At 40.6% G+C, this 18,140-nt stretch carries 16 protein-coding genes and 2 pseudogenes; 11 read left to right on the top strand and 7 right to left on the bottom strand.

Annotated elements, in window-relative coordinates; translation table 11 throughout:
* Positions 1 to 531: 531 nt before the first annotated feature.
* Positions 532 to 2,022 carry a glutamine synthetase family protein gene (locus PUQ00_RS27555; RefSeq protein ID WP_300422603.1) on the bottom strand — a complete coding sequence of 497 codons (1,491 nt, stop codon included), beginning with the start codon at positions 2,020 to 2,022 and terminating at the stop codon, positions 532 to 534.
* Between the two features lie 19 nt (positions 2,023 to 2,041).
* Positions 2,042 to 2,197, bottom strand: coding sequence for a hypothetical protein (locus PUQ00_RS27550; RefSeq protein ID WP_300422601.1), 156 nt, complete (start codon positions 2,195 to 2,197; stop codon positions 2,042 to 2,044).
* A 60-nt stretch (positions 2,198 to 2,257) separates the two neighbouring features.
* On the opposite strand from PUQ00_RS27550, the gene PUQ00_RS27545 reads away from it, so the two are divergent.
* Positions 2,258 to 2,953, top strand: a complete 696-nt coding sequence (locus PUQ00_RS27545; protein WP_300422599.1) for a prolyl oligopeptidase family serine peptidase — start codon at positions 2,258 to 2,260, stop codon at positions 2,951 to 2,953.
* 175 nt (positions 2,954 to 3,128) lie between these two features.
* On the opposite strand, the pseudogene PUQ00_RS27540 reads toward PUQ00_RS27545, so the two are convergent.
* Positions 3,129 to 3,539: pseudogene (locus PUQ00_RS27540) on the bottom strand (DUF1016 N-terminal domain-containing protein).
* Between the two features lie 21 nt (positions 3,540 to 3,560).
* On the bottom strand, positions 3,561 to 3,779 hold the full coding sequence (locus PUQ00_RS27535; RefSeq protein WP_300422597.1) for a hypothetical protein: 219 nt from the start codon (positions 3,777 to 3,779) through the stop codon (positions 3,561 to 3,563).
* 260 nt (positions 3,780 to 4,039) lie between these two features.
* Here PUQ00_RS27535 and PUQ00_RS27530 point away from each other — a divergent pair, with 260 nt between their 5' ends.
* The 6 genes from PUQ00_RS27530 (at position 4,040) to PUQ00_RS27505 (ending at position 11,502) form a co-directional block, all read left to right on the top strand.
* Positions 4,040 to 4,345, top strand: coding sequence for a hypothetical protein (locus PUQ00_RS27530; RefSeq protein WP_300422595.1), 306 nt, complete (start codon positions 4,040 to 4,042; stop codon positions 4,343 to 4,345).
* 136 nt (positions 4,346 to 4,481) lie between these two features.
* The gene (locus PUQ00_RS27525) at positions 4,482 to 5,828 is read left to right on the top strand and encodes a GTP-binding protein (RefSeq protein ID WP_300422593.1); all 1,347 of its coding nucleotides are present in this window, start codon (positions 4,482 to 4,484) and stop codon (positions 5,826 to 5,828) included.
* A gap of 687 nt (positions 5,829 to 6,515) precedes the next feature.
* The gene (gene mutS / locus PUQ00_RS27520; RefSeq protein ID WP_300422605.1) at positions 6,516 to 9,131 is read left to right on the top strand and encodes a DNA mismatch repair protein MutS; all 2,616 of its coding nucleotides are present in this window, start codon (positions 6,516 to 6,518) and stop codon (positions 9,129 to 9,131) included.
* Positions 9,132 to 9,287: 156 nt separating this feature from the next.
* On the top strand, positions 9,288 to 9,923 hold the full coding sequence (locus tag PUQ00_RS27515) for a DUF4433 domain-containing protein (RefSeq protein WP_300422591.1): 636 nt from the start codon (positions 9,288 to 9,290) through the stop codon (positions 9,921 to 9,923).
* 56 nt (positions 9,924 to 9,979) lie between these two features.
* Complete coding sequence (locus tag PUQ00_RS27510; protein WP_300422590.1) at positions 9,980 to 11,020, top strand: macro domain-containing protein; 1,041 nt, start codon at positions 9,980 to 9,982, stop codon at positions 11,018 to 11,020.
* 95 nt (positions 11,021 to 11,115) lie between these two features.
* A complete protein-coding gene (locus PUQ00_RS27505; protein ID WP_300422589.1) occupies positions 11,116 to 11,502 on the top strand; it encodes a hypothetical protein in 387 nt (128 codons plus the stop codon).
* Positions 11,503 to 11,770: 268 nt separating this feature from the next.
* On the opposite strand, the gene PUQ00_RS27500 is transcribed toward PUQ00_RS27505, so the two are convergent.
* From PUQ00_RS27500 to PUQ00_RS27490, 3 genes are all read right to left on the bottom strand, one after another.
* On the bottom strand, positions 11,771 to 13,087 hold the full coding sequence (locus tag PUQ00_RS27500) for a TaqI-like C-terminal specificity domain-containing protein (protein WP_300422588.1): 1,317 nt from the start codon (positions 13,085 to 13,087) through the stop codon (positions 11,771 to 11,773).
* Positions 13,071 to 14,474, bottom strand: a complete 1,404-nt coding sequence (locus PUQ00_RS27495) for a DNA methyltransferase (RefSeq protein ID WP_300422587.1) — start codon at positions 14,472 to 14,474, stop codon at positions 13,071 to 13,073. Before PUQ00_RS27495 ends, PUQ00_RS27500 begins: the two co-directional genes overlap by 17 nt.
* 79 nt (positions 14,475 to 14,553) lie before the next feature.
* Complete coding sequence (locus PUQ00_RS27490; RefSeq protein ID WP_300422585.1) at positions 14,554 to 15,861, bottom strand: lipid-A-disaccharide synthase; 1,308 nt, start codon at positions 15,859 to 15,861, stop codon at positions 14,554 to 14,556.
* A gap of 284 nt (positions 15,862 to 16,145) precedes the next feature.
* On the opposite strand from PUQ00_RS27490, the pseudogene PUQ00_RS27485 reads away from it, so the two are divergent.
* The 4 genes and pseudogenes from PUQ00_RS27485 to PUQ00_RS27470 all read left to right on the top strand — a co-directional run.
* A pseudogene (locus PUQ00_RS27485) lies at positions 16,146 to 16,475 on the top strand (Rpn family recombination-promoting nuclease/putative transposase); the annotation flags it as partial.
* Positions 16,476 to 16,657: 182 nt separating this feature from the next.
* Entirely contained in the window at positions 16,658 to 16,798 is a 141-nt protein-coding gene (locus PUQ00_RS27480) for a hypothetical protein (RefSeq protein ID WP_300422584.1), read from the top strand.
* Between the two features lie 41 nt (positions 16,799 to 16,839).
* Positions 16,840 to 17,076 carry a hypothetical protein gene (locus PUQ00_RS27475; RefSeq protein WP_300422583.1) on the top strand — a complete coding sequence of 79 codons (237 nt, stop codon included), beginning with the start codon at positions 16,840 to 16,842 and terminating at the stop codon, positions 17,074 to 17,076.
* 73 nt (positions 17,077 to 17,149) lie between these two features.
* Positions 17,150 to 17,752 carry a hypothetical protein gene (locus PUQ00_RS27470; protein ID WP_300422580.1) on the top strand — a complete coding sequence of 201 codons (603 nt, stop codon included), beginning with the start codon at positions 17,150 to 17,152 and terminating at the stop codon, positions 17,750 to 17,752.
* Positions 17,753 to 18,140 lie beyond the last annotated feature (388 nt).

The following is an 18,140-nucleotide window of genomic DNA, read 5'->3' as shown; positions in this document are numbered from 1 at the left end:
AAATGAATAATTTGAGTTAGAAATTATCAGGTTTCACTACATATTTACCACTACCTAGTCATATTTGGAAATAAGGCGCAACTTTTTGTTACTTATACCAATTCTGTATGAAGATGCGCTAAACCATATTTAAGTACAAGAAAGAAAAACGAACCGCAAAGAAAGAAAGAAAGAAGTTAAAAGGGTTTAGCGCAGCCTCACAAAGAAATGGTATTACGCAATAGGTGTGATCTAAAGCATCTCTTGCAAATGTATAGTACATAAACAAGTTGAGCGATTTACAGAAACTATAAGTGTAATTTAACAGCCTTTATGTATGTTGGAAAAGCTTACACAGTAAATTTTTTAGCCCAATAGCTATAAGTGTATTTTACTTTAAAAGCTGAACTATATGTTCACTCCTTATTTTGCAAACTATAACTAGCGAAATAGTTGAAAAATAATTTATTTGACCACTATTTTATAAAAATGATTATCATTATGATTTACTGCTGATTTCATTTTTTGGAAGTCTTTTAAACCAAACTCAACTCAAAATAATTCAAAATATTCTCTTTGCTCCCAGTTAGTCACCTGCTTTAAATAGTCTTCTGGTGGCTGATCAGCGACGGACTGCAAAAAGCGATTAATTTCACTCTGTTTGATCTTAATGATGAAGTTTATGAACTGCTGCCCCATTTTTTGAGAAAAAAGTTCGCTTTGGCTCAAATATGAAATCGCCTCTGGCAAACTTTTGGGTAAAGTCGGATTTTCTGTAGTGTAAGGTTCCTCTGTCGGGGAGCCAGGGTCAAGTTTATGAGCTACACCATCTAACCCAGAAATCAATTGTGATGCCATATACAGATAGGGATTGGCTGCTGGTTCTCCAACTCGGTTTTCAATGTGGGTGGTGGGATCATCAAAACCGCCTTGTAATCTAATCATTGCTCCTCGGTTTTCCAACCCCCACCCAGCACGGTCAGGGGCTAGGGAATAAGGTCTAAATCTTTTGTAGCCGTTAATTGTTGGGGTTGTGAACACAGAAGCAGCATTGGCGTGTTTAAGAAGACCACCAATGAAGTGTTTACCTAAATCTGAAATTAGGGTTTTGGTGTTTGCAGACATGAAAGCGTTCTCGCCTGTGGTTCGGTCTACAAAGGATTGGTGCAAATGCCAGCCATTAGAAGAACAACCTTGCAGTCCTGGACGACACATAAACGATGCGATGTAACCTTGTTGACGGCAGATTTGCTTGATCGCCATTCGGAATATGGTCATTGTATCCGCAGCTTGCAATGCTCCAATTGGGTCAAAGGTAAATTCAAATTGACCGGCACCTCCTTCGTTTTCTACACTCCTTAAAGGCAATTCCATTTCAACTAAGTTTTCTGCCAAAACGCGCAGTAAGTCGTGAATCTCTGGATTGTGGGATTCTAAAAGGTATTGGAAGCTATGCTCTACGGCGCTAACTTTGGGAGGTTCACCGGGTTTTCCAGAAGTACCAACATGAGCGATCGCTAACATCGGATCTGACAACTTTGCCAGATACCACTCAACTTCTAAGCCGACAATATGCTCCAACCCTCTTTGATGTAACTCTACCAATGATTGGCGCAAAATACCGCGACTGGAAAAGGGCATTACCTGGCCATTTTGAAAGTACTCGTCACAGAGGATAAAGCCAGTGCGTTTTGCCCAAGGCACAATTTTGAAGGTATGAGGGTCAGGAACAGCCACAAGATTTGGCGCACCTGTCATCTGAGACATGTCTAAACTACCGCCGGGAATGAAGGGGTTAAATACTATTGCACCACCAGTATCAAACAGGAATGTCCCTGTGCTGATTTGCATACCATTTTCTAAGGCGCTTAAAAACGCTTGGGGTAAGAGCGACTTACTGCGAACAAGGCCATGCTGGTCTGACCAAGCGGTACGAATCAACAATAGATCCCGTTCTTTGACAACAGCCTTGATCTTTTCAGATGCTTCTTTTTGGATTTCTGTCCACAGGTGATGACGCTCAATAAATCCAGGTCTTTTCATTTGAATTGCCTAATGATGTTCAATTCAAGAGTGCGGTTAGTTTGAAATTAGCTTTCATCAGGCGCTTCCATTCGTGGTGATCACCACGAATTGCTAACTCATCTGTTATAGGCCCGGTGATTACACCATCTTCATCTAGATGATGGCGATCGCTGATGCCAAACCCGCAATTCATTGCCACCCACTCGATTTCTGGAATACTTAGCCCCCGATGACATTGTATAATACGAACATTATGCCCTCAAAACAAGAGCAAGTTACTTTTACCAACAGCTACAACTACCTGCTATTCTTGCCCGATGGACTATGCCCCACCGGAGGCGATCGCAATGAAATACAACAGCCACTTTTGCCAACAATCCTATTTTTACATGGTGCGGGTGAGCGAGGTTCTAACTTAGATGATTTGAAAAAGCAGGGTGTTACCAAAATTGTTGAACAACAGCCAGACTTTCCCTTCATTGTTATTTCTCCCCAATGTCCGCGCGGTGAATATTGGAATATAGAACGATTGAGCGTCCTTCTGGATCAGGTGATGTCTGGACACAAGCCCCAAAACGGCTACGCATCCTATGTTGATCCAGATCGGGTTTACCTGACCGGCTTAAGTATGGGTGGTTACGGAACATGGCATTTAGCAGCAGCACAGCCCCAAAGATTTGCCGCGATCGCGCCTATCTGTGGCGGTGGCAACCCCCAAGCAGCAGGTAAGTTGAAAAATCTTCCCGTGTGGGCATTTCACGGAGCAAGGGATAATGTCGTTCCCTTAAAGGAGTCTGAAATCATGGTTTCTGCACTCAAAGCCCGCCACGGGAATGTGAAATTTACAGTTTACCCGGAAGCCGAACACGACTCGTGGACGCAGACATATAATAATCCAGAGTTGTATGAGTGGTTTTTGCAGCATCGACGCCAGCCGACTGTAGGTTAAAGATATTTTTCTCTGCATTGGAATACACTATAAATTAAATCAGAATCTTTAGTTGTTTTAGCGTTTATTTCGCTCCGAATTTTTGCAACTTCGTTTGCTATTTCTTGTGGTGAAAACTCGGTTTTTTTTGTACGTAACCTAATCCTTTGATATGCTTCATCTAGTGGATAATGCGTTACTTGCATTTTTCCATCTGGTCTTTAATAGTATCCAATATACGGACATTATGACCCCAAGGAATTTGTCCAACAACTTGTTGGACAATTTGCTCGTCTGGGTAAGCCTCAGCGAATGCTCTCATCTACATGAGATTAGTACGTGAAAAACCCTTCATCTCTGGAAAAGCTTTCTGCAAGTCAGCCGCCAGACGATTGATAACTTTTGCTCCCCAACCCTGCTGCTGTTGGCGATTCAGAATATCTCGCCCAATTTGCCAGTAGAGTAATACTAATTCTTTATTGACTACAACTGCTGCTCGTAATTGAGCGCTAGAAATTCGGCTTTTTAATTCAGTTAAAAAATCTTCATAACCAACGATCGCAGATGCATCCCTTCCTGAAGCTTCGGATTTATCGTCTCTAGGCATAAAAAAGAATTAATGCTACTTCTATACTGCCAGTATCAGGCAAAATTTTGCTAACCAGCTAACCAAATTAGGGATACACTCACCAGCAAGTCTGAAATAATGGTCTCCCTGCTGAAAGGCTGCGGCGGGAAGGAAAATTTCCAGTTTACCCGGAAGGCGATCGCAATACCACAATCCAGCACCGGCAAAAGAAGGCTGTAATTTAAATTTGCCACGGTTTACGTAATGGGAATCGCTCAAACTTCAACATATTTTCATTAAAAACATTTTTTAGCGTCCAAATAATAAAAATTATAAGAAGTTGTCACTTACACATTTGACATCAGAGTGTATAGCTTCAATAATGTTCTTATGTAAGAATACGCACTCGCATAGTACTCCTATTTGATTTTTGCTAAATATACTGAGAGCTAAAACCTGATCTGGCTAACTCTCAGTCAGCTTGGCTTTGACAAATAAAATGGGATTGCTATATAAACTGACATTAATAGGGTTGCATTATGCATTTATCGAATTCAACAACTAGCTTAAAAACTGGCAGAAAAAATAATCAAATAGGCACAGTTTTTTGGACTCATAGCAATATTGTGCTGCTCACTGGATATTTAATCACTCTACCGATTTGTACATTGATAACTTTATCCTTCTTATTGCCCCTATTCACTGCTAGCTTATTCGCTTCCATTGGAACCTCGTACCACTCTACATCGATTCCTTGGATAGATAATGCATCGGAATGTCAACATACTGGGAGAAACTGGCGCGATCGCAAGTGTTGGGATAATCAACACAGTCCCATGTTCTAAATGGATAGCGCACAAAGAAGGTATGCAAACAATCAGAATAATTGCTTAATTTGACAAAATAGGTTAATCGTCTGGGAATTAGATCAAAATGGATATGTAGCCTGTTGTTTGTCCAACCTTGAATCAACCTAACTTCGTGCGTAATCTGCAAGAAACTCACTTAAATCGTGCCCGTGCCAGTCTCAGACAAGCGCTGTCTTGGTATGGATATCTTCGCAAGTCAGGACAGTTTTCATCTAACCCAGAATTGGCAGGTTTGATGAAACCGGAATTGGAAGCTTTGAATTCCACACTTAACAAGCTTGACTCTAACATCATTAGAATTGCCGCTTTTGGTTTAGTGAGTCGTGGAAAGTCAGCAGTTTTAAATGCCTTGCTAGGAGAGAAGATTCTGCAAACTGGGCCACTCAACGGTGTCACTCAATGGCCCCGTTCCGTCCGTTGGCAGCCCGGTGGTAAGGTGCTAGTAGAGTTAATTGATACTCCGGGATTAGATGAAATTGAGGGTGAGTCACGGGCAGATATGGCACGAGAAGTGGTACATCAGGCGGATTTGATTTTGTTTGTCGTGTCTGGTGATATCACGCGCACTGAGTATCAAGCACTGCTGGAATTGCGGCAAGCCCAAAAACCGTTGATTTTGGTATTTAACAAGATAGACCTTTACCCAGATACAGATCAGGGAGCGATTTACCAAAATTTGCAACAACTGGGTGCAGGACATCCGAAAGCGAAGCCTCTATTACCTGATGAAATTGTGATGGTGGCGGCAGAACCAGCCCCAATGGAAGTACGGGTTGAGTGGTCTGATGGTCGTGTCAGTTATGAATGGGAGACACCACCACCGCAAGTAGATGAACTTAAAGAGACAATTCTGAATATTCTGAATCGAGAAGGGCGATCGCTTCTGGCTTTAAATGCACTGATCCAAGCACGGGATGCAGAAGCCGCGATCGCTCAAAAAACTATCGATTTACGCGAACAAGAAGCCGAAAATATCATTTGGCAATTTACCAAATATAAAGCTTTGGTAGTAATGCTCAATCCCATCGCCTTTTTAGATATCCTTGGCGGAACTGTTGCCGATTTGGCTTTAATTCGCGCTCTAGCTAGGTTGTATGGTTTGCCGATGACTAGCTATGAAGCCGGGAAAATTTTAAAAACGATTTTATTTAGTTCCGGTGGCTTGCTGCTCTTAGAATTAGGCAGTAGTTTCCTTTTGGGTTTGGGTAAGAGTACAGCTGCAATAACCAGTGGTGACAATCCCAGCAATATTACTGCCTTTGCTGGCAGTGCGATCGCTCAAGCTGGTATCGCCGGTTATGGAGCATACTCCGTTGGCAAAGCTGCTCAAGTGTATCTTGAAAAAGGCTGCACTTGGGGACAGTTGGGCGCTAGCAGCGTCATTCAAGAAATTCTTTCTCAAGTTGACCAGAACACAATTCTGTATCGTCTGCGACAGGAATTAGGATTAAAGTTATAAGATTTTTGAGTTGTGTTCTGAAAAGTTTCTGTTAATACTTCTATACGGCGATGCGATCGCACCAAAAGGGTAAAATCTCCTTGAGCGTAGGCGTAGTCCGCCGTAGGCATCGCCATTCACCTCCAACATCACGTTACCATCGAATATTGTGGAATTTACATGCGTAATTACTAGTATCTATGACATTAATAGAATAGATAATTAACTAAATAGGAAAATTGAATCAAAGGTAAAGTATTTATCCGCACTCTGCGATTATAAAACTTCCTTTCTTATGGAAGTGAGGGTGAAGAAATTGAACTACAACCTCTCAATAGACTTATCCGGAAATGAGAACTTTATTTGGCTGAAACCTAGCTCTGGAGAGGGTTTTAGAGGTTCCTGTTTTATATAAGCTAAAAAGCCAGCTATGTAAGGGTTTCAGCTATTTTGAGGTTTATTTGTGGATAAGTCTAATGTATCTAAAGTTCGCCAAGCTTCGCCATACTGCGTTCACCGAAGGTGTTGGCGTTCGCGTAGCGTGTCGTAGACAAGACATCGCCTGTTCACCACTTTAACAGCAATAATGGATGCATCAGCACGCTAATATAACGAAGGGTAAAAAATTCTTCAGCGATCGCCATTCCTCTCTAACATCAAGCTATCATCTGATATTGGGGAATTTCCGTGCGTAACTCAGTAGCATCTATGACCGCTTCTCATTCTGAAACTCCATCTAACAAACCCGACGCGAGTACTTTTATTTCCGACCATCGACAGGTAGACCGCAGCAAGCTAAGTCAAATGTACCTGCACTATGTCGAGACGAAGGATAAGTACCCTCACGCGGTATTGCTGTATCGGGTAGGAGATTTCTTTGAATGCTATTTCCAAGATGCTGTAAAACTAGCGCAAGAATTGGAATTAGTTCTTACTAGTAAGCAAGCTGGGGAACAGGGACGGGTGGCGATGTCGGGTGTTCCGCACCACGCATGGGAACGCTACACGACACTGCTGGTAGAAAAAGGCTATGCAGTAGTAATTTGTGACCAAGTGGAAGATGCTTCGGAAGCTGCTGGTAGATTGGTGCGGCGAGAGGTAACGCGCATCCTGACTCCTGGCACTTTGCTGGAAGAAGGAATGCTCAAGTCAAGTCGCAATAATTACTTAGCAGCAGTAGTAATTGCCGCAAATCATTGGGGTTTAGCCTATGCAGACATCTCTACTGGCGAATTCCTCACGACTCAAGGTAGTGATTTAGAACATTTGACACAGGAATTAATGCGCTTGCAACCTTCGGAAGTGCTGGTTCCCACAAATGCGCCCGATTTAGGTAGTTTGCTGCGTCCGGGAGAAACTTCGCCACATCTTCCCCAGTGTTTGCCACCATCATTTTGTTATAGTTTGCGATCGCAAGTTCCCTTTTCCCAAGCCGAAGCTAGACCTAGATTATTGCAGAAATTTAAGGTGCGATCGCTCGAAGGACTCGGTTGTGATCATCTTCCCCTCGCCGTCCGTGCGGCTGGCGGTCTTCTGGAATACTTGGAAGATACTCAAAAAGAAAACCCTGTCACCCTTCAAAGACTCCGCAGCTACACTGTCACCGACTACCTAATTGTTGACAATCAAACCCGTCGTAACCTGGAAATTACTCAAACCGTCCGGGATGGCACTTTTCACGGCTCCCTACTCTGGGCATTAGATAGAACTAGTACAGCAATGGGTGGGCGTGCTCTGCGGCGGTGGTTGTTGCAACCCCTACTCGATATTAAAGGCATTCGGGCGCGGCAAGATACCATCCAAGAATTGATGGAAAATACGCTTTTACGTCAAGATTTGCGGCAGTTGTTACGGCAAATTTATGACCTAGAACGCTTGACGGGAAGGGCGGGTTCTGGTATGGCTAATGCTAAAGATTTAGTAGCTTTGGCAGATTCACTCTCACGCTTACCAGAATTATCCAGCTTAGTAACTGAGGCGCATTCTCCCTTCCTCAAAGCTTTGCAGAAAGTCCCAAGTGTGTTGGAAGAACTAGCACAAAAGTTACACGCGCATCTTGTAGAGTCGCCACCCATACAAATCAAGGAAGGCGGATTAATTCGCCCTAGCGTCAATTCCCTGTTGGATGAAAGGAAAGCAACTGTAGAAGCAGATCAGCAATGGATTGCCAATTTAGAAGTTGATGAGAGGGCTAAGACGGGAATTTCGACACTGAAGGTAGGATTTAACAAAACTTTTGGTTATTATATCAGTATTTCCCGCACCAAATCTGATCAAGTACCAGCTAATTATATCCGCAAGCAAACCCTGACAAATGAGGAACGTTACATCACCCCTGATTTGAAGGAACGGGAAGCGCGGATTCTCACGGCGCGGGATGATTTAAATCAGTTGGAATATGAGATTTTTACGGCGTTGCGGCAAGAGGTAGCACAAGAGGCGGAAGTAATTCGTAATCTGTCTCGTGCAGTGGCGGCGGCGGATGTGTTGTGTGGTTTGGCTGAATTGGCGGTACATCAAGGTTACTGTCGTCCAGAAATGTTGTCAGGAAGGGAGATAAACATTGTTGATGGGCGTCATCCGGTAGTGGAACAGTCTTTACCCGCGGGTTTCTTTGTGCCGAATTCGACTCAATTAGGGAGTAGGGAATCGGGAGTAGGGAGTAGTGAAGAAGAAATTTCCCCACTCCCCACTCCCGACTCCCCACTCCCCGATTTGATCATTCTGACTGGGCCAAACGCTAGTGGTAAAAGTTGTTATTTGCGTCAGCTGGGATTAATTCAGTTAATGGCGCAGATTGGTAGTTTTGTACCAGCTAAGTTTGCCAGATTGGGAATATGCGATCGCATTTTCACCCGTGTAGGTGCAGTAGATGATCTTGCAACTGGTCAATCTACGTTTATGGTAGAGATGAATGAAACGGCGAATATTCTCAACCATGCCACATTTAGGTCACTGGTACTGTTAGATGAAATTGGCCGCGGCACAGCGACATTTGATGGCCTTTCCATAGCTTGGGCGGTGGCGGAATATATCGCAGTGGATATTCGGGCGCGAACGATTTTTGCGACTCATTATCACGAGTTAAATGAACTGGCTAGCATTTTGCCGAATGTGGCTAACTATCAGGTGACAGTGAAAGAATTACCCGACCAAATTATCTTTTTGCATCAAGTCCAACCGGGAGGCGCTGATAAGTCTTATGGAATTGAGGCGGGAAGGTTGGCGGGTTTACCTGCGGTGGTGATTCAACGAGCAAAACAAGTGATGGGGCAAATTGAGAAGCATAGTAAGATTGCGATGGGGCTGCAAAATCTGGATTGATATCGATTGCTAAAATAGATGTCCGCGTTGTCAAAACTATTGTAGAGAGGGTTAAAATTTGAGGGGTGTTTCCGTTATGGTTTCTGTCCTGAAAAGGCAAAGTACGAGTCAATCAGATTAAAAATAATGTAGCCATATCTACAACTGCATAAGCTAATGCCCACGCCTATCTACCATATCACCCACATCAACAACTTACCCTCCATTCTCAAATCAGGTGGATTGATGGCAAACAGTAGGCTACGGAAAGAAACAATTAAATACCTTGATATTGCTTATGGACACATCCAAGATAGACGAGGAATGACTCGTGTTCCTTGTGGTGCTGGTGGATCTTTACATGACTATGTACCGTTCTATTTTGCCCCTCGCTCTCCCATGCTTTACGCCAATCACAAAAAGAGTGTAGACAAATATAGTGGTGGACAAACACCAATTCTCCATTTAGTTTCCAGTGCAGAAGTTGTTGATGCTGCGGGACTATCTTTTGTAGGTACGGACGGACACGTAGCTATGGAATATACAGCTTTTTTTGATGAACTTGAATATTTGTATGCAGATGAACTAATTGACTGGGAAATAATGGAAGCCACCTACTGGGCTGATACAGAAGAAGACGGGGACAGAAAACGCCGACGACAAGCCGAGTTTTTAGTGCATCAGTTTTTTCCCTGGCAACTAATTCAAGAAATTGGAGTCATTAACACCACAATTCAAACACAAGTTAGAGAAATGTTATATAAAATTAACATTCAAACCCCAATAAAAGTTTGCTCTAAATGGTACTATTAAAAACTTTGAGATAAAAGTAGAATTATAGTACATATATATATAGCCAGTGAAGGGAGATGATTGAGTTTAAGCAAGGCAACTTACTAGCAGAAAACGCCGAAGCCCTAGTTAACACCGTTAATAATGTCGGTGTCATGGGTAAAGGTATCGCCTTGCAATTTAAGCAAGCCTATCCTGAAAACTTCCGTCAATACGAAAAAGCTTGTCGTGCGGGAGAAGTGCAGCCAGGGCGGATGTTTACCGTGGCAACAGGTAGCCTGTTTAATCCCAAATATATTATTAACTTCCCCACTAAAGCCCATTGGAAAAGCAAGTCCAAAATAGCTGACATTAAAAGTGGACTGGTGTCCTTAGTTGCAGAAGTGCAAAGATTAGGTATTACCTCAATTGCCATTCCCCCGTTAGGATGTGGCAACGGTGGCTTAAACTGGCTAGAAGTTAAGCCTTTAATCAAATCAGCCTTTGCCCAACTGCCTAATGTGCAAGTGATTATTTTTGAGCCATCAGGCGCACCAGCAGCAGAAACGATGCTGGTTGCAACCAAAAAGCCCAACATGACCCGTGGCCGCGCCCTAATCATTTACTTGCTCGAAGCTTACGGTATTCCAGGCTATGAGTTAACCAAGCTAGAAATTCAAAAACTTGCCTATTTTCTCCAAGAAGCAGGGGAATTGCTCAAGTTACCCTATCAAAAGCATTTATATGGCCCCTACGCTGACAACCTTAACCAAGTTTTAAAACATATAGAAGGTCATTACATTCTTGGTTATGGTGACGGTACTGGCAGAGCAAGCATTTATGTATTGCCAGAAGGTAGAAAAGCAGCAAAGACTTTTTTAGAAACAGAAACAGAAGCCCAAGAGCATTTAGAGCGAGTTAGCAAACTCATATACGGCTTTGAAACGCCTTATGGGATGGAATTATTAGCGACAGTTCACTGGGTTGCCACCAAACAGCCCAACACAGCAAAAGATAGTGAAGAAGCGATCGCTCTTGTGCATAAATGGAGTGATCGTAAACGCAAGTTATTTAAACCTGAACATATTCGGAAAGCTTGGCAACGCTTATGTGAACAAAACTGGTTGCCAAGTAGTTGAAATCTTGTTAACCTTTATGCTTAAAATTGCACAAGAGGTTTATTTAGCATCTACATCAAAGCTAAAGTTGACCCTTTGCAGGACTACCATAACCCATGCTGACTGAAATTTTGCCTTTCCGCTTTGAGTTAGATACGATCGCGATCGCCGGAACGAGTTTGTGGTCTTTAGCCCTATATCTAGGTTTTTCCAGAGTCAGTGAATGGGTAATCGAGCAACTCAATCGCTGGTTTAACTTTGCGGAGCGATCGCTTTACACCAGCCAGTCAGAATTTGAAAAGACTCGTAAAGCTAGAGAATCCCAAAACGCTTTCTATGCCTCATTATTTAGCATCACGCCTTTTTTGGTAGTTGGTGCTTTATGTAACTGGGGTCTGGAAATTAGTTTAGGTGAGAGTTGGGGAATTAGTACAGGAATATTAGCTTGTATGGGCGCTGGCATTTTTGAACTTGGGCGCAGGAATGGAGAGTCTTCGGATTGAATTCATGCACCTTCAACAAGAAGTATTTCCTCATCAGTTAATCCAGGGTAAGCGCATCTAATTTTGTAGCTCTTGATACAGATAAAAAGCTTGAAACTCTATCTAAATATCAATTTTTCATTCAAAATAGGACGAATTGTCGTAAATGATTGAAAAAACATGGGTCAAATAGCTTTTTATGTTTTTTAACCACATAAAGATGAAAATCTCAATCCCACCCTTTGGCTCAGTATAGTAAGTTTGAACTTATTTGTGCTTTGGGTGAACCCTAAAACGTCCGTGTCAAGAGTGTTTGAGATGCGCTTACCCTGTCAGTTAATCCATAGAGTTCATACACTAATTGATTTATTTGTCTATCTGTGGCATTAATTTGTTGTTGAATTCTTTTTTTAGCTGGGGGTGTTTGTGCTTCATTTAGTTGTTGATGAAGTGAGAGCATTGTTTCTACTAAATTAACAATCAAATCATGTTTATTTTTCTCGGCTTTTTGGGAATTATCAATAATACGAATAGGAAGGTTATGAATAAAACGAGATTCAAAGCTGTAATAACCGCCCCTCATTGATGTGGATGATTGTTTCACATAAAATTCTAAGACTTTACTATTCAATAGTCCTAAGATATATTCCCATGAATATCCTGATGAGACTAAAATTCCATAGCCTCCAGAGACTCCACCTGTAAAGAAAATTTTGCCTGTCTTATCCCATGTAAACGATGAAACTGTTGCAATATCAGGAGTAAATAGTTTAGGTAAAGACATTATATCTAAGGCTTTCGGATAGACATATCCGTACCAATTATCTCCCAACATTTTACCTTTTTCTCTATTTTCTAAATAAATTTTATTATCTAATAAGTAATTCCATGTTAAAGGATATTTACTTTTAATTATATTAATCGGGACTAATTTAATTGAACTCCTATTCTGATTTTCATAAGGAAAAATAATCAACTTATTAGTTTTAGACAGATTGTATCTTTTGCTATCACCACCTTTAATTAAAGGATGTAGTAAGTTAGATTCTAGCCAATATGTTTTTTGCTTTTCTTTAGAAAAAACTTGTATTAAATTATCTTGACGTGCTAGCTCTTGAACGATGTATATTTTATCAGCACTGGTTTTTATGCCTTGAAAAATTCTATCTGTAACATTTTCTAGTTTAACCTCCATCTGTTTCAGTCGTTCAAATAATTCGCCATCTTTACCAAGAATAAAATTCCATTCTGAGGCTGAAGCTAATGGATGAGAAATTATTCCTGTCTGACTATTATTATTAATTTTCCAATCTATTAAATCAATAACTTTCTCCATTTGCAAATTAAATTGCTGTGATTTTCTCAAAAATAACAAACAAGTATAAGTTGATACAGATGTGAATACTTGTTGATATCCAAAGTGAATAATCTTTTCAATATATTTACCTTGTGAAATTAAGTTTCTTAAAGATTCTCCATATTGAGCATTAAAAAACTTATGGGGTAAAATAAAACCTAAACGACCATCTTTTTTCAATAAATTCAATCCCTTTTCTAAAAATACAACATAAATATCATAATTTCCTTGACTAGCAGAAATGATCAATATCCACCCCATAGATATGAGTTAATAAAATGCGCTTTCTTTCAGTTGAAGTTAAACGAAAGTTACCACCCGTAGTTTGATATACTTTATTTTTATCTTTTTTATTGAGATTTTGAAGATACTGCTGTAAATACCAATCTAATAAAAACTGATAAGCCACAATTAAAAAAGAACCTGAACCACAAGCCGGATCAAGAATTGTGATTTCTTTTATCTTTTCTGGTTTTTTACCCTCTAAAACTTTACCAATAGTTTGTTTAACAATATAATCAACAATATAGCTAGGAGTGTAATAAACACCTCCTGCTTTTCTCACTTCTGGTTTAGCTTCGATAGATGCTTGACGACTTGCTGATAAAGTAATTACCTTACCCAAAAACTGCTCATAAACCTGTCCCAAAATTTCCACCGGAATAACTGAAAACTCATAAGGACTTTCAGGAAGATAGAGTTTTCTGATAATTGGTTTTAAAGTGGTATCATCAATTTTAATATTCAGGGTAAAATCATCTGGATCATCCCGTCCTTTCTCAGTTTGAAAATGAAATAAGCCAGAATTATAACGATAATCTGCATTTCTAAATAAACGCCCTAATTCTTCATAAATATTTTCTAATCTTAATAAATTAAATAACTGTTCATAAATTTCAATTCCCCGATCTTCGCAGATACGTAAAAAGACAATTCTGTTAATTGTCATTTGCACTGCAAAATTTAACTCCCGTTGTTTAATTTCCAGGTTGCGCCAAGCAATATTAGCAGCTAAATTTTCTCGCCAATTTTCAATTTCCTGTAAAAAAGCTTTATCAACAGTAATCCCTGCTTTAACTTTAGTTTCAGCAAATTTTTCTAAGGAACCATTTAACACTGCTTCTTTAGAAAAAAGATTATAAATTTCTTCCCATTTTTCCACATATTCTGTATAGTTAAAATGCTTAATTTTAGCTGTCGATGCTGAATCATTTTTATTCGGCATGATTCGACAATCATAAACTGCAAATTCTTCAAAATCAGTTAGAATGCTCAGGGGTAATTTAGCTGACCATCCATAACGCCTAAGTTTAAAAGCAGCACTAATATTTGTTCCTACATTCACAGCAGGTTTTTTAGCTTCGACAAAAAACTTTCTAGCTCCACCAACACGAAAACTATAATCAGGGGCTTTGGCTTTTTTGGCATCAGTAATTTTTAAACTATCTTCGTGAACAACATCTTTATAAATATCAGAAGCTTGTTGTTCATTTCTAATATCCCATCCTAACCCTGCAAAAAATGGATCGATAAATTCAATTCTAGTTTGTGTTTCATTTAAACTACCAGCCCGATATAAATCTATTGAGGCGTGAAAATGATCAATAAGTTGAATAATACTAGGTGGTGCGGTCATAATTAGTTCTTAAAATGGTTCGTAGTGAGCGATTCATTGGTCGCTACGAACCAATTTTACTTTACCTTAATTCTAATCTTCAAAATTTATCAATTTGTTCCCTCACCAAAGTTGCTAATTTTTGCGCGGCACCGCTTTCGCCGCGAATATTACGAAGTTTTGTGCGGATATTATCCAATTTTTCTGGATGCGCTAATAAATCTAAAACCATTTCCCCAACTTCTTGCGGTTGGAGTTTACCCAAAAGTTCTGGCACTATCTCTTCCTGTGCCCAGATATTTGGCCATGCTAATAAACCTTTGCGTTTCACAAATCTCAGGAATAACCAATTAATCACCTTAGCAAAGGGCGTACCGACTCCTGGCAGATTTGCCAACAACCCAGGTAAACCATCCCAAGAACGCATAGCGTCAAGTTGCTGTGTTGGCAGCAAAACAATCATTGGTACTCCTAAAGCACCGAGTTCGGCAGTATTTGCCCCCACTGTAGTCAAGCAGACACAGCATTGGGATAATAAGTGATATGCAGGGTTTTCTTGCGACAGTTCTATAGTTAAACCACTTGCTGTTTTTAGCAATGCCTTACCTCTAGAGTCCTCTGCGACAATTAAGGAAGCACCGCTAAAGCTAAAAGTTTCCACAAAAGGGTTTTTTTGGGAATCGCCAAAACTAGCTAAAGTTTGTAAATCGACGGTTGGAGCGACAGGAATCACAAATTTGGTTTGAGGTCTATTGCTGTGGATGTATTCGGCGATCGCTAACATTAAAGGTATCCCTTGGGTTAATTTTGCCGCTTTTGAACCCGGTAAGATACCAATCAAGTCAGTTATTTGTCCTCTCTTACAAAGTTCTGCTCCGAGAAAACCTCCGCTCAGACTTTGCGCTTTGTCAGTGGAATTACTACTAGCTTCTAACATCAAATCTCCCACAACAGTGAATTTGTGGGCATATTTTTGCGAAACACGGGCAGCAACTTGAGCTTTCATTACGCCAAAGCGGTCAATCCAGTTATGCCAACGGGCTGACCATTCGGCGTAAACCACTGTGCGATATCCGAGCTTTTTGCCTATAACTACAGGGAAAAGTTGATCGCCACCGAGGAAGACGACTACACCGCGACTTCTCCAGTCCCAATTCTCAAATGTTTTGCCCCAAACCAAAAATTGCCAAAAATGCTCTGCTCCCTGAACTCTGTCTACTTCTGGGTAAGAAAGAGCGATCGCTGCTTCTTTACCACTGGCATTTGAGCAAGGTGATAATACCACAGAAATCCTTAGTACAAAACGGTCATCCCCTAGTTCTTGCCGCAACGCCTTCACTACTGGACGCACCCAGGTTGTTACCTCACCTGGGCCATTTGATAGGATGAGAATATCTACTTGAGTCATTAGTTAATGGTCAGGAGTTAGGGGCCATTAGTCAAGAGGCAAATATTACTAAATTCGTTCCTGTAGCGATGCATTACCGCCTAAAAAATCGCAACCTAAAACACTTGCAACGGCTCAATTCTCCGTTACAGGCGCAACAGGAGTGATTCATTTTGCAGGCAGCGATCCGCCACAATGCCAGAATTACGATGGTTGCAGTCCGCCGCAATTGTAATTCTAGCGGTTTTGTGTTTACAGTAGGCGATTGCTCTCTGGTCTGTTATTAAACTGATATAATTTGCTCTATCTTTGATAATGTCTGCAAGTTTCTCGCAGAGTCATTTTCCAGCGACTTTGCAACTTGGCTACTCGGTGAACCAATAACTCTCATCGAACTTAGTCCTTCTGAATTATCTCTTGAACCCATCCGCGCCGATGCACTAATTTTGTTGCAGTCGAATGAAATTATCTTGCATCTCGAATTCCAAACCGCACCTAAAGCCGATATTCCCTTTCGGATGAATGATTATCGCTTACGGGCATATCGAAAATTTCCACATAAGCGAATGCGTCAGGTGGTAATTTATCTAAAACCAACTGATTCTAAGTTAGTTTATCAAACAGAATTTGTTCTATAGCAATCCGATTTGATTTGTGAAAAAATCTAAATATACGTAGGGTGCGTTAGCCTTTGGCGTAACGCACCCTACGTATATTTCAAAAATCAAATATCAGTCCTATAGAAAACAGCCTGCACAGATTTGAAGTCATCCGACTTTGGGAACAGCCAACCGAAGTATTTTTCAATTCTCCGGGTTTGCTACGGTTTGCAGCTTTAAGCCAAACTAACGATCAAACGCGAACTTTAGAAGAAGTTGCTCAGGTTATTGAAGCACTCAACGACACCCGAGTCCGCAGTAATATTGCTGCATCAACAGCAGTGAAAGCTTATAGCTAGTATTAAATAAAGATGTGATTAAAAGAATTTTGCACAGTGATATGATGCGCGAATCTGTAATTTATCAAGATATTCTACAAAAAGGGCTTGCACAAGGATTAGAACAAGGGCTTGAACAGGGTATTGAACAGGGTATTGAACAAAAAGCTCAGGAGATTGCCATCAAAATGATTAATAAAGGTATCAATCTGGAAATCATTGTTGATGTCACAGGTTTACCTGTAGAGGCTCAATGCAAGAGTTGCGTAGCTTGCCGCCGTAGGCATCGCTCTTGTTGATCCCATTCTCAACAGAACACCTATAAACGCGATAAGATCAATACTCATAGATTAATATTTAATCATATTTATAATGTCTTATAGTGACTTCTCGCTATCAAAAGTCAAACGCGACTTTAACTTAACTACGGTTGAAAATGGACGGTTTTTACCAGAAACGCAGTCCATAGAACCTAGTCTTTACCTCAAAGAAGCACTAAGCGAAGGACTACCACTAGCAACAGCAACTGGTTCAGAAAAAGCGCGCTCAGAGTTAATTATTAGTCCTATCCTCGTAGAATTTAGGAAAATTCTCGAACGCAAAGTCAGCTTTTTTTCGGGTGAAGATTTTACCGTCGCACCGGAGCTAGGCTTAAGTGGAGTATGTGATTTTTTAATTAGCCGCTCACCCGAACAAATATTTATTGAAGCTCCTGTAATCGTGATTATTGAAGCCAAAAAAGGTGATTTAAAACCTGGTTTAGGGCAATGTGCAGCAGAAATGATTGCCGCACAAAAATTCAATGAAACCAATAATATACCGATTAAGATAATTTATGGCAGTGTCAGCAGTGGTACGGCTTGGCGATTTTTGAAATTAGAAGGGCAAACATTGAGTATTGATTTGAATGATTATACCGTTCCCCCAGTGGAAATACTATTGGGAATGTTGGTTTGGATGGTGCGGGAAGGTTGACCTTAAGAACAGATTAAACTAATTCGCAATTAGGTTTTGTGACGGGGATTTTAATTAGGCATCAAAACAGAAGTGCCTGTCTTGCTGGGGAATTAAACTGAACATACTTTGTTCAACGAAAGATTGAGATATATTTCTTCGCTGCATCTCTGTCTGTGTATGACGAGAAATTTTATCCTCTTTGCTTATCAAGCATGGTCTGATTTAGGCAGAATATAAATACTAATTGCTATAGAATTTATCTAAATTATTTAATTCATCTTCCAAAGAATCTAAATCTTGAGAAGGCTGCGATCGCACTGTAAAAAATACTTAATCAACCCGCTTATACGGCAATACGGTTCAGTTAAGGCTGAAAAGCTGATTAGTAATGTGAAATTTTGGAGCT

The sequence above is a fragment of the Nostoc sp. S13 genome, from assembly GCF_029379315.1.
GTDB lineage: Bacteria > Cyanobacteriota > Cyanobacteriia > Cyanobacteriales > Nostocaceae > Nostoc.
The sequence above is the reverse complement of the archived record's forward strand: the minus strand, read 5'-3'. Positions and strand labels throughout refer to the sequence as shown.

Coding starts and splice junctions, on each gene's coding strand:
- PUQ00_RS27555 (WP_300422603.1), bottom strand. CDS start 2,022: ATGAAAAGACCTGGATTTATTGAGCGTCATCACCTGTGGACAGAAATC.
- PUQ00_RS27550 (WP_300422601.1), bottom strand. CDS start 2,197: ATGAATTGCGGGTTTGGCATCAGCGATCGCCATCATCTAGATGAAGAT.
- PUQ00_RS27545 (WP_300422599.1), top strand. CDS start 2,258: ATGCCCTCAAAACAAGAGCAAGTTACTTTTACCAACAGCTACAACTAC.
- PUQ00_RS27530 (WP_300422595.1), top strand. CDS start 4,040: ATGCATTTATCGAATTCAACAACTAGCTTAAAAACTGGCAGAAAAAAT.
- mutS (WP_300422605.1), top strand. CDS start 6,516: ATGACCGCTTCTCATTCTGAAACTCCATCTAACAAACCCGACGCGAGT.
- PUQ00_RS27515 (WP_300422591.1), top strand. CDS start 9,288: ATGCCCACGCCTATCTACCATATCACCCACATCAACAACTTACCCTCC.
- PUQ00_RS27510 (WP_300422590.1), top strand. CDS start 9,980: ATGATTGAGTTTAAGCAAGGCAACTTACTAGCAGAAAACGCCGAAGCC.
- PUQ00_RS27505 (WP_300422589.1), top strand. CDS start 11,116: ATGCTGACTGAAATTTTGCCTTTCCGCTTTGAGTTAGATACGATCGCG.
- PUQ00_RS27495 (WP_300422587.1), bottom strand. CDS start 14,474: ATGACCGCACCACCTAGTATTATTCAACTTATTGATCATTTTCACGCC.
- PUQ00_RS27490 (WP_300422585.1), bottom strand. CDS start 15,861: ATGACTCAAGTAGATATTCTCATCCTATCAAATGGCCCAGGTGAGGTA.
- PUQ00_RS27475 (WP_300422583.1), top strand. CDS start 16,840: ATGATGCGCGAATCTGTAATTTATCAAGATATTCTACAAAAAGGGCTT.
- PUQ00_RS27470 (WP_300422580.1), top strand. CDS start 17,150: ATGTCTTATAGTGACTTCTCGCTATCAAAAGTCAAACGCGACTTTAAC.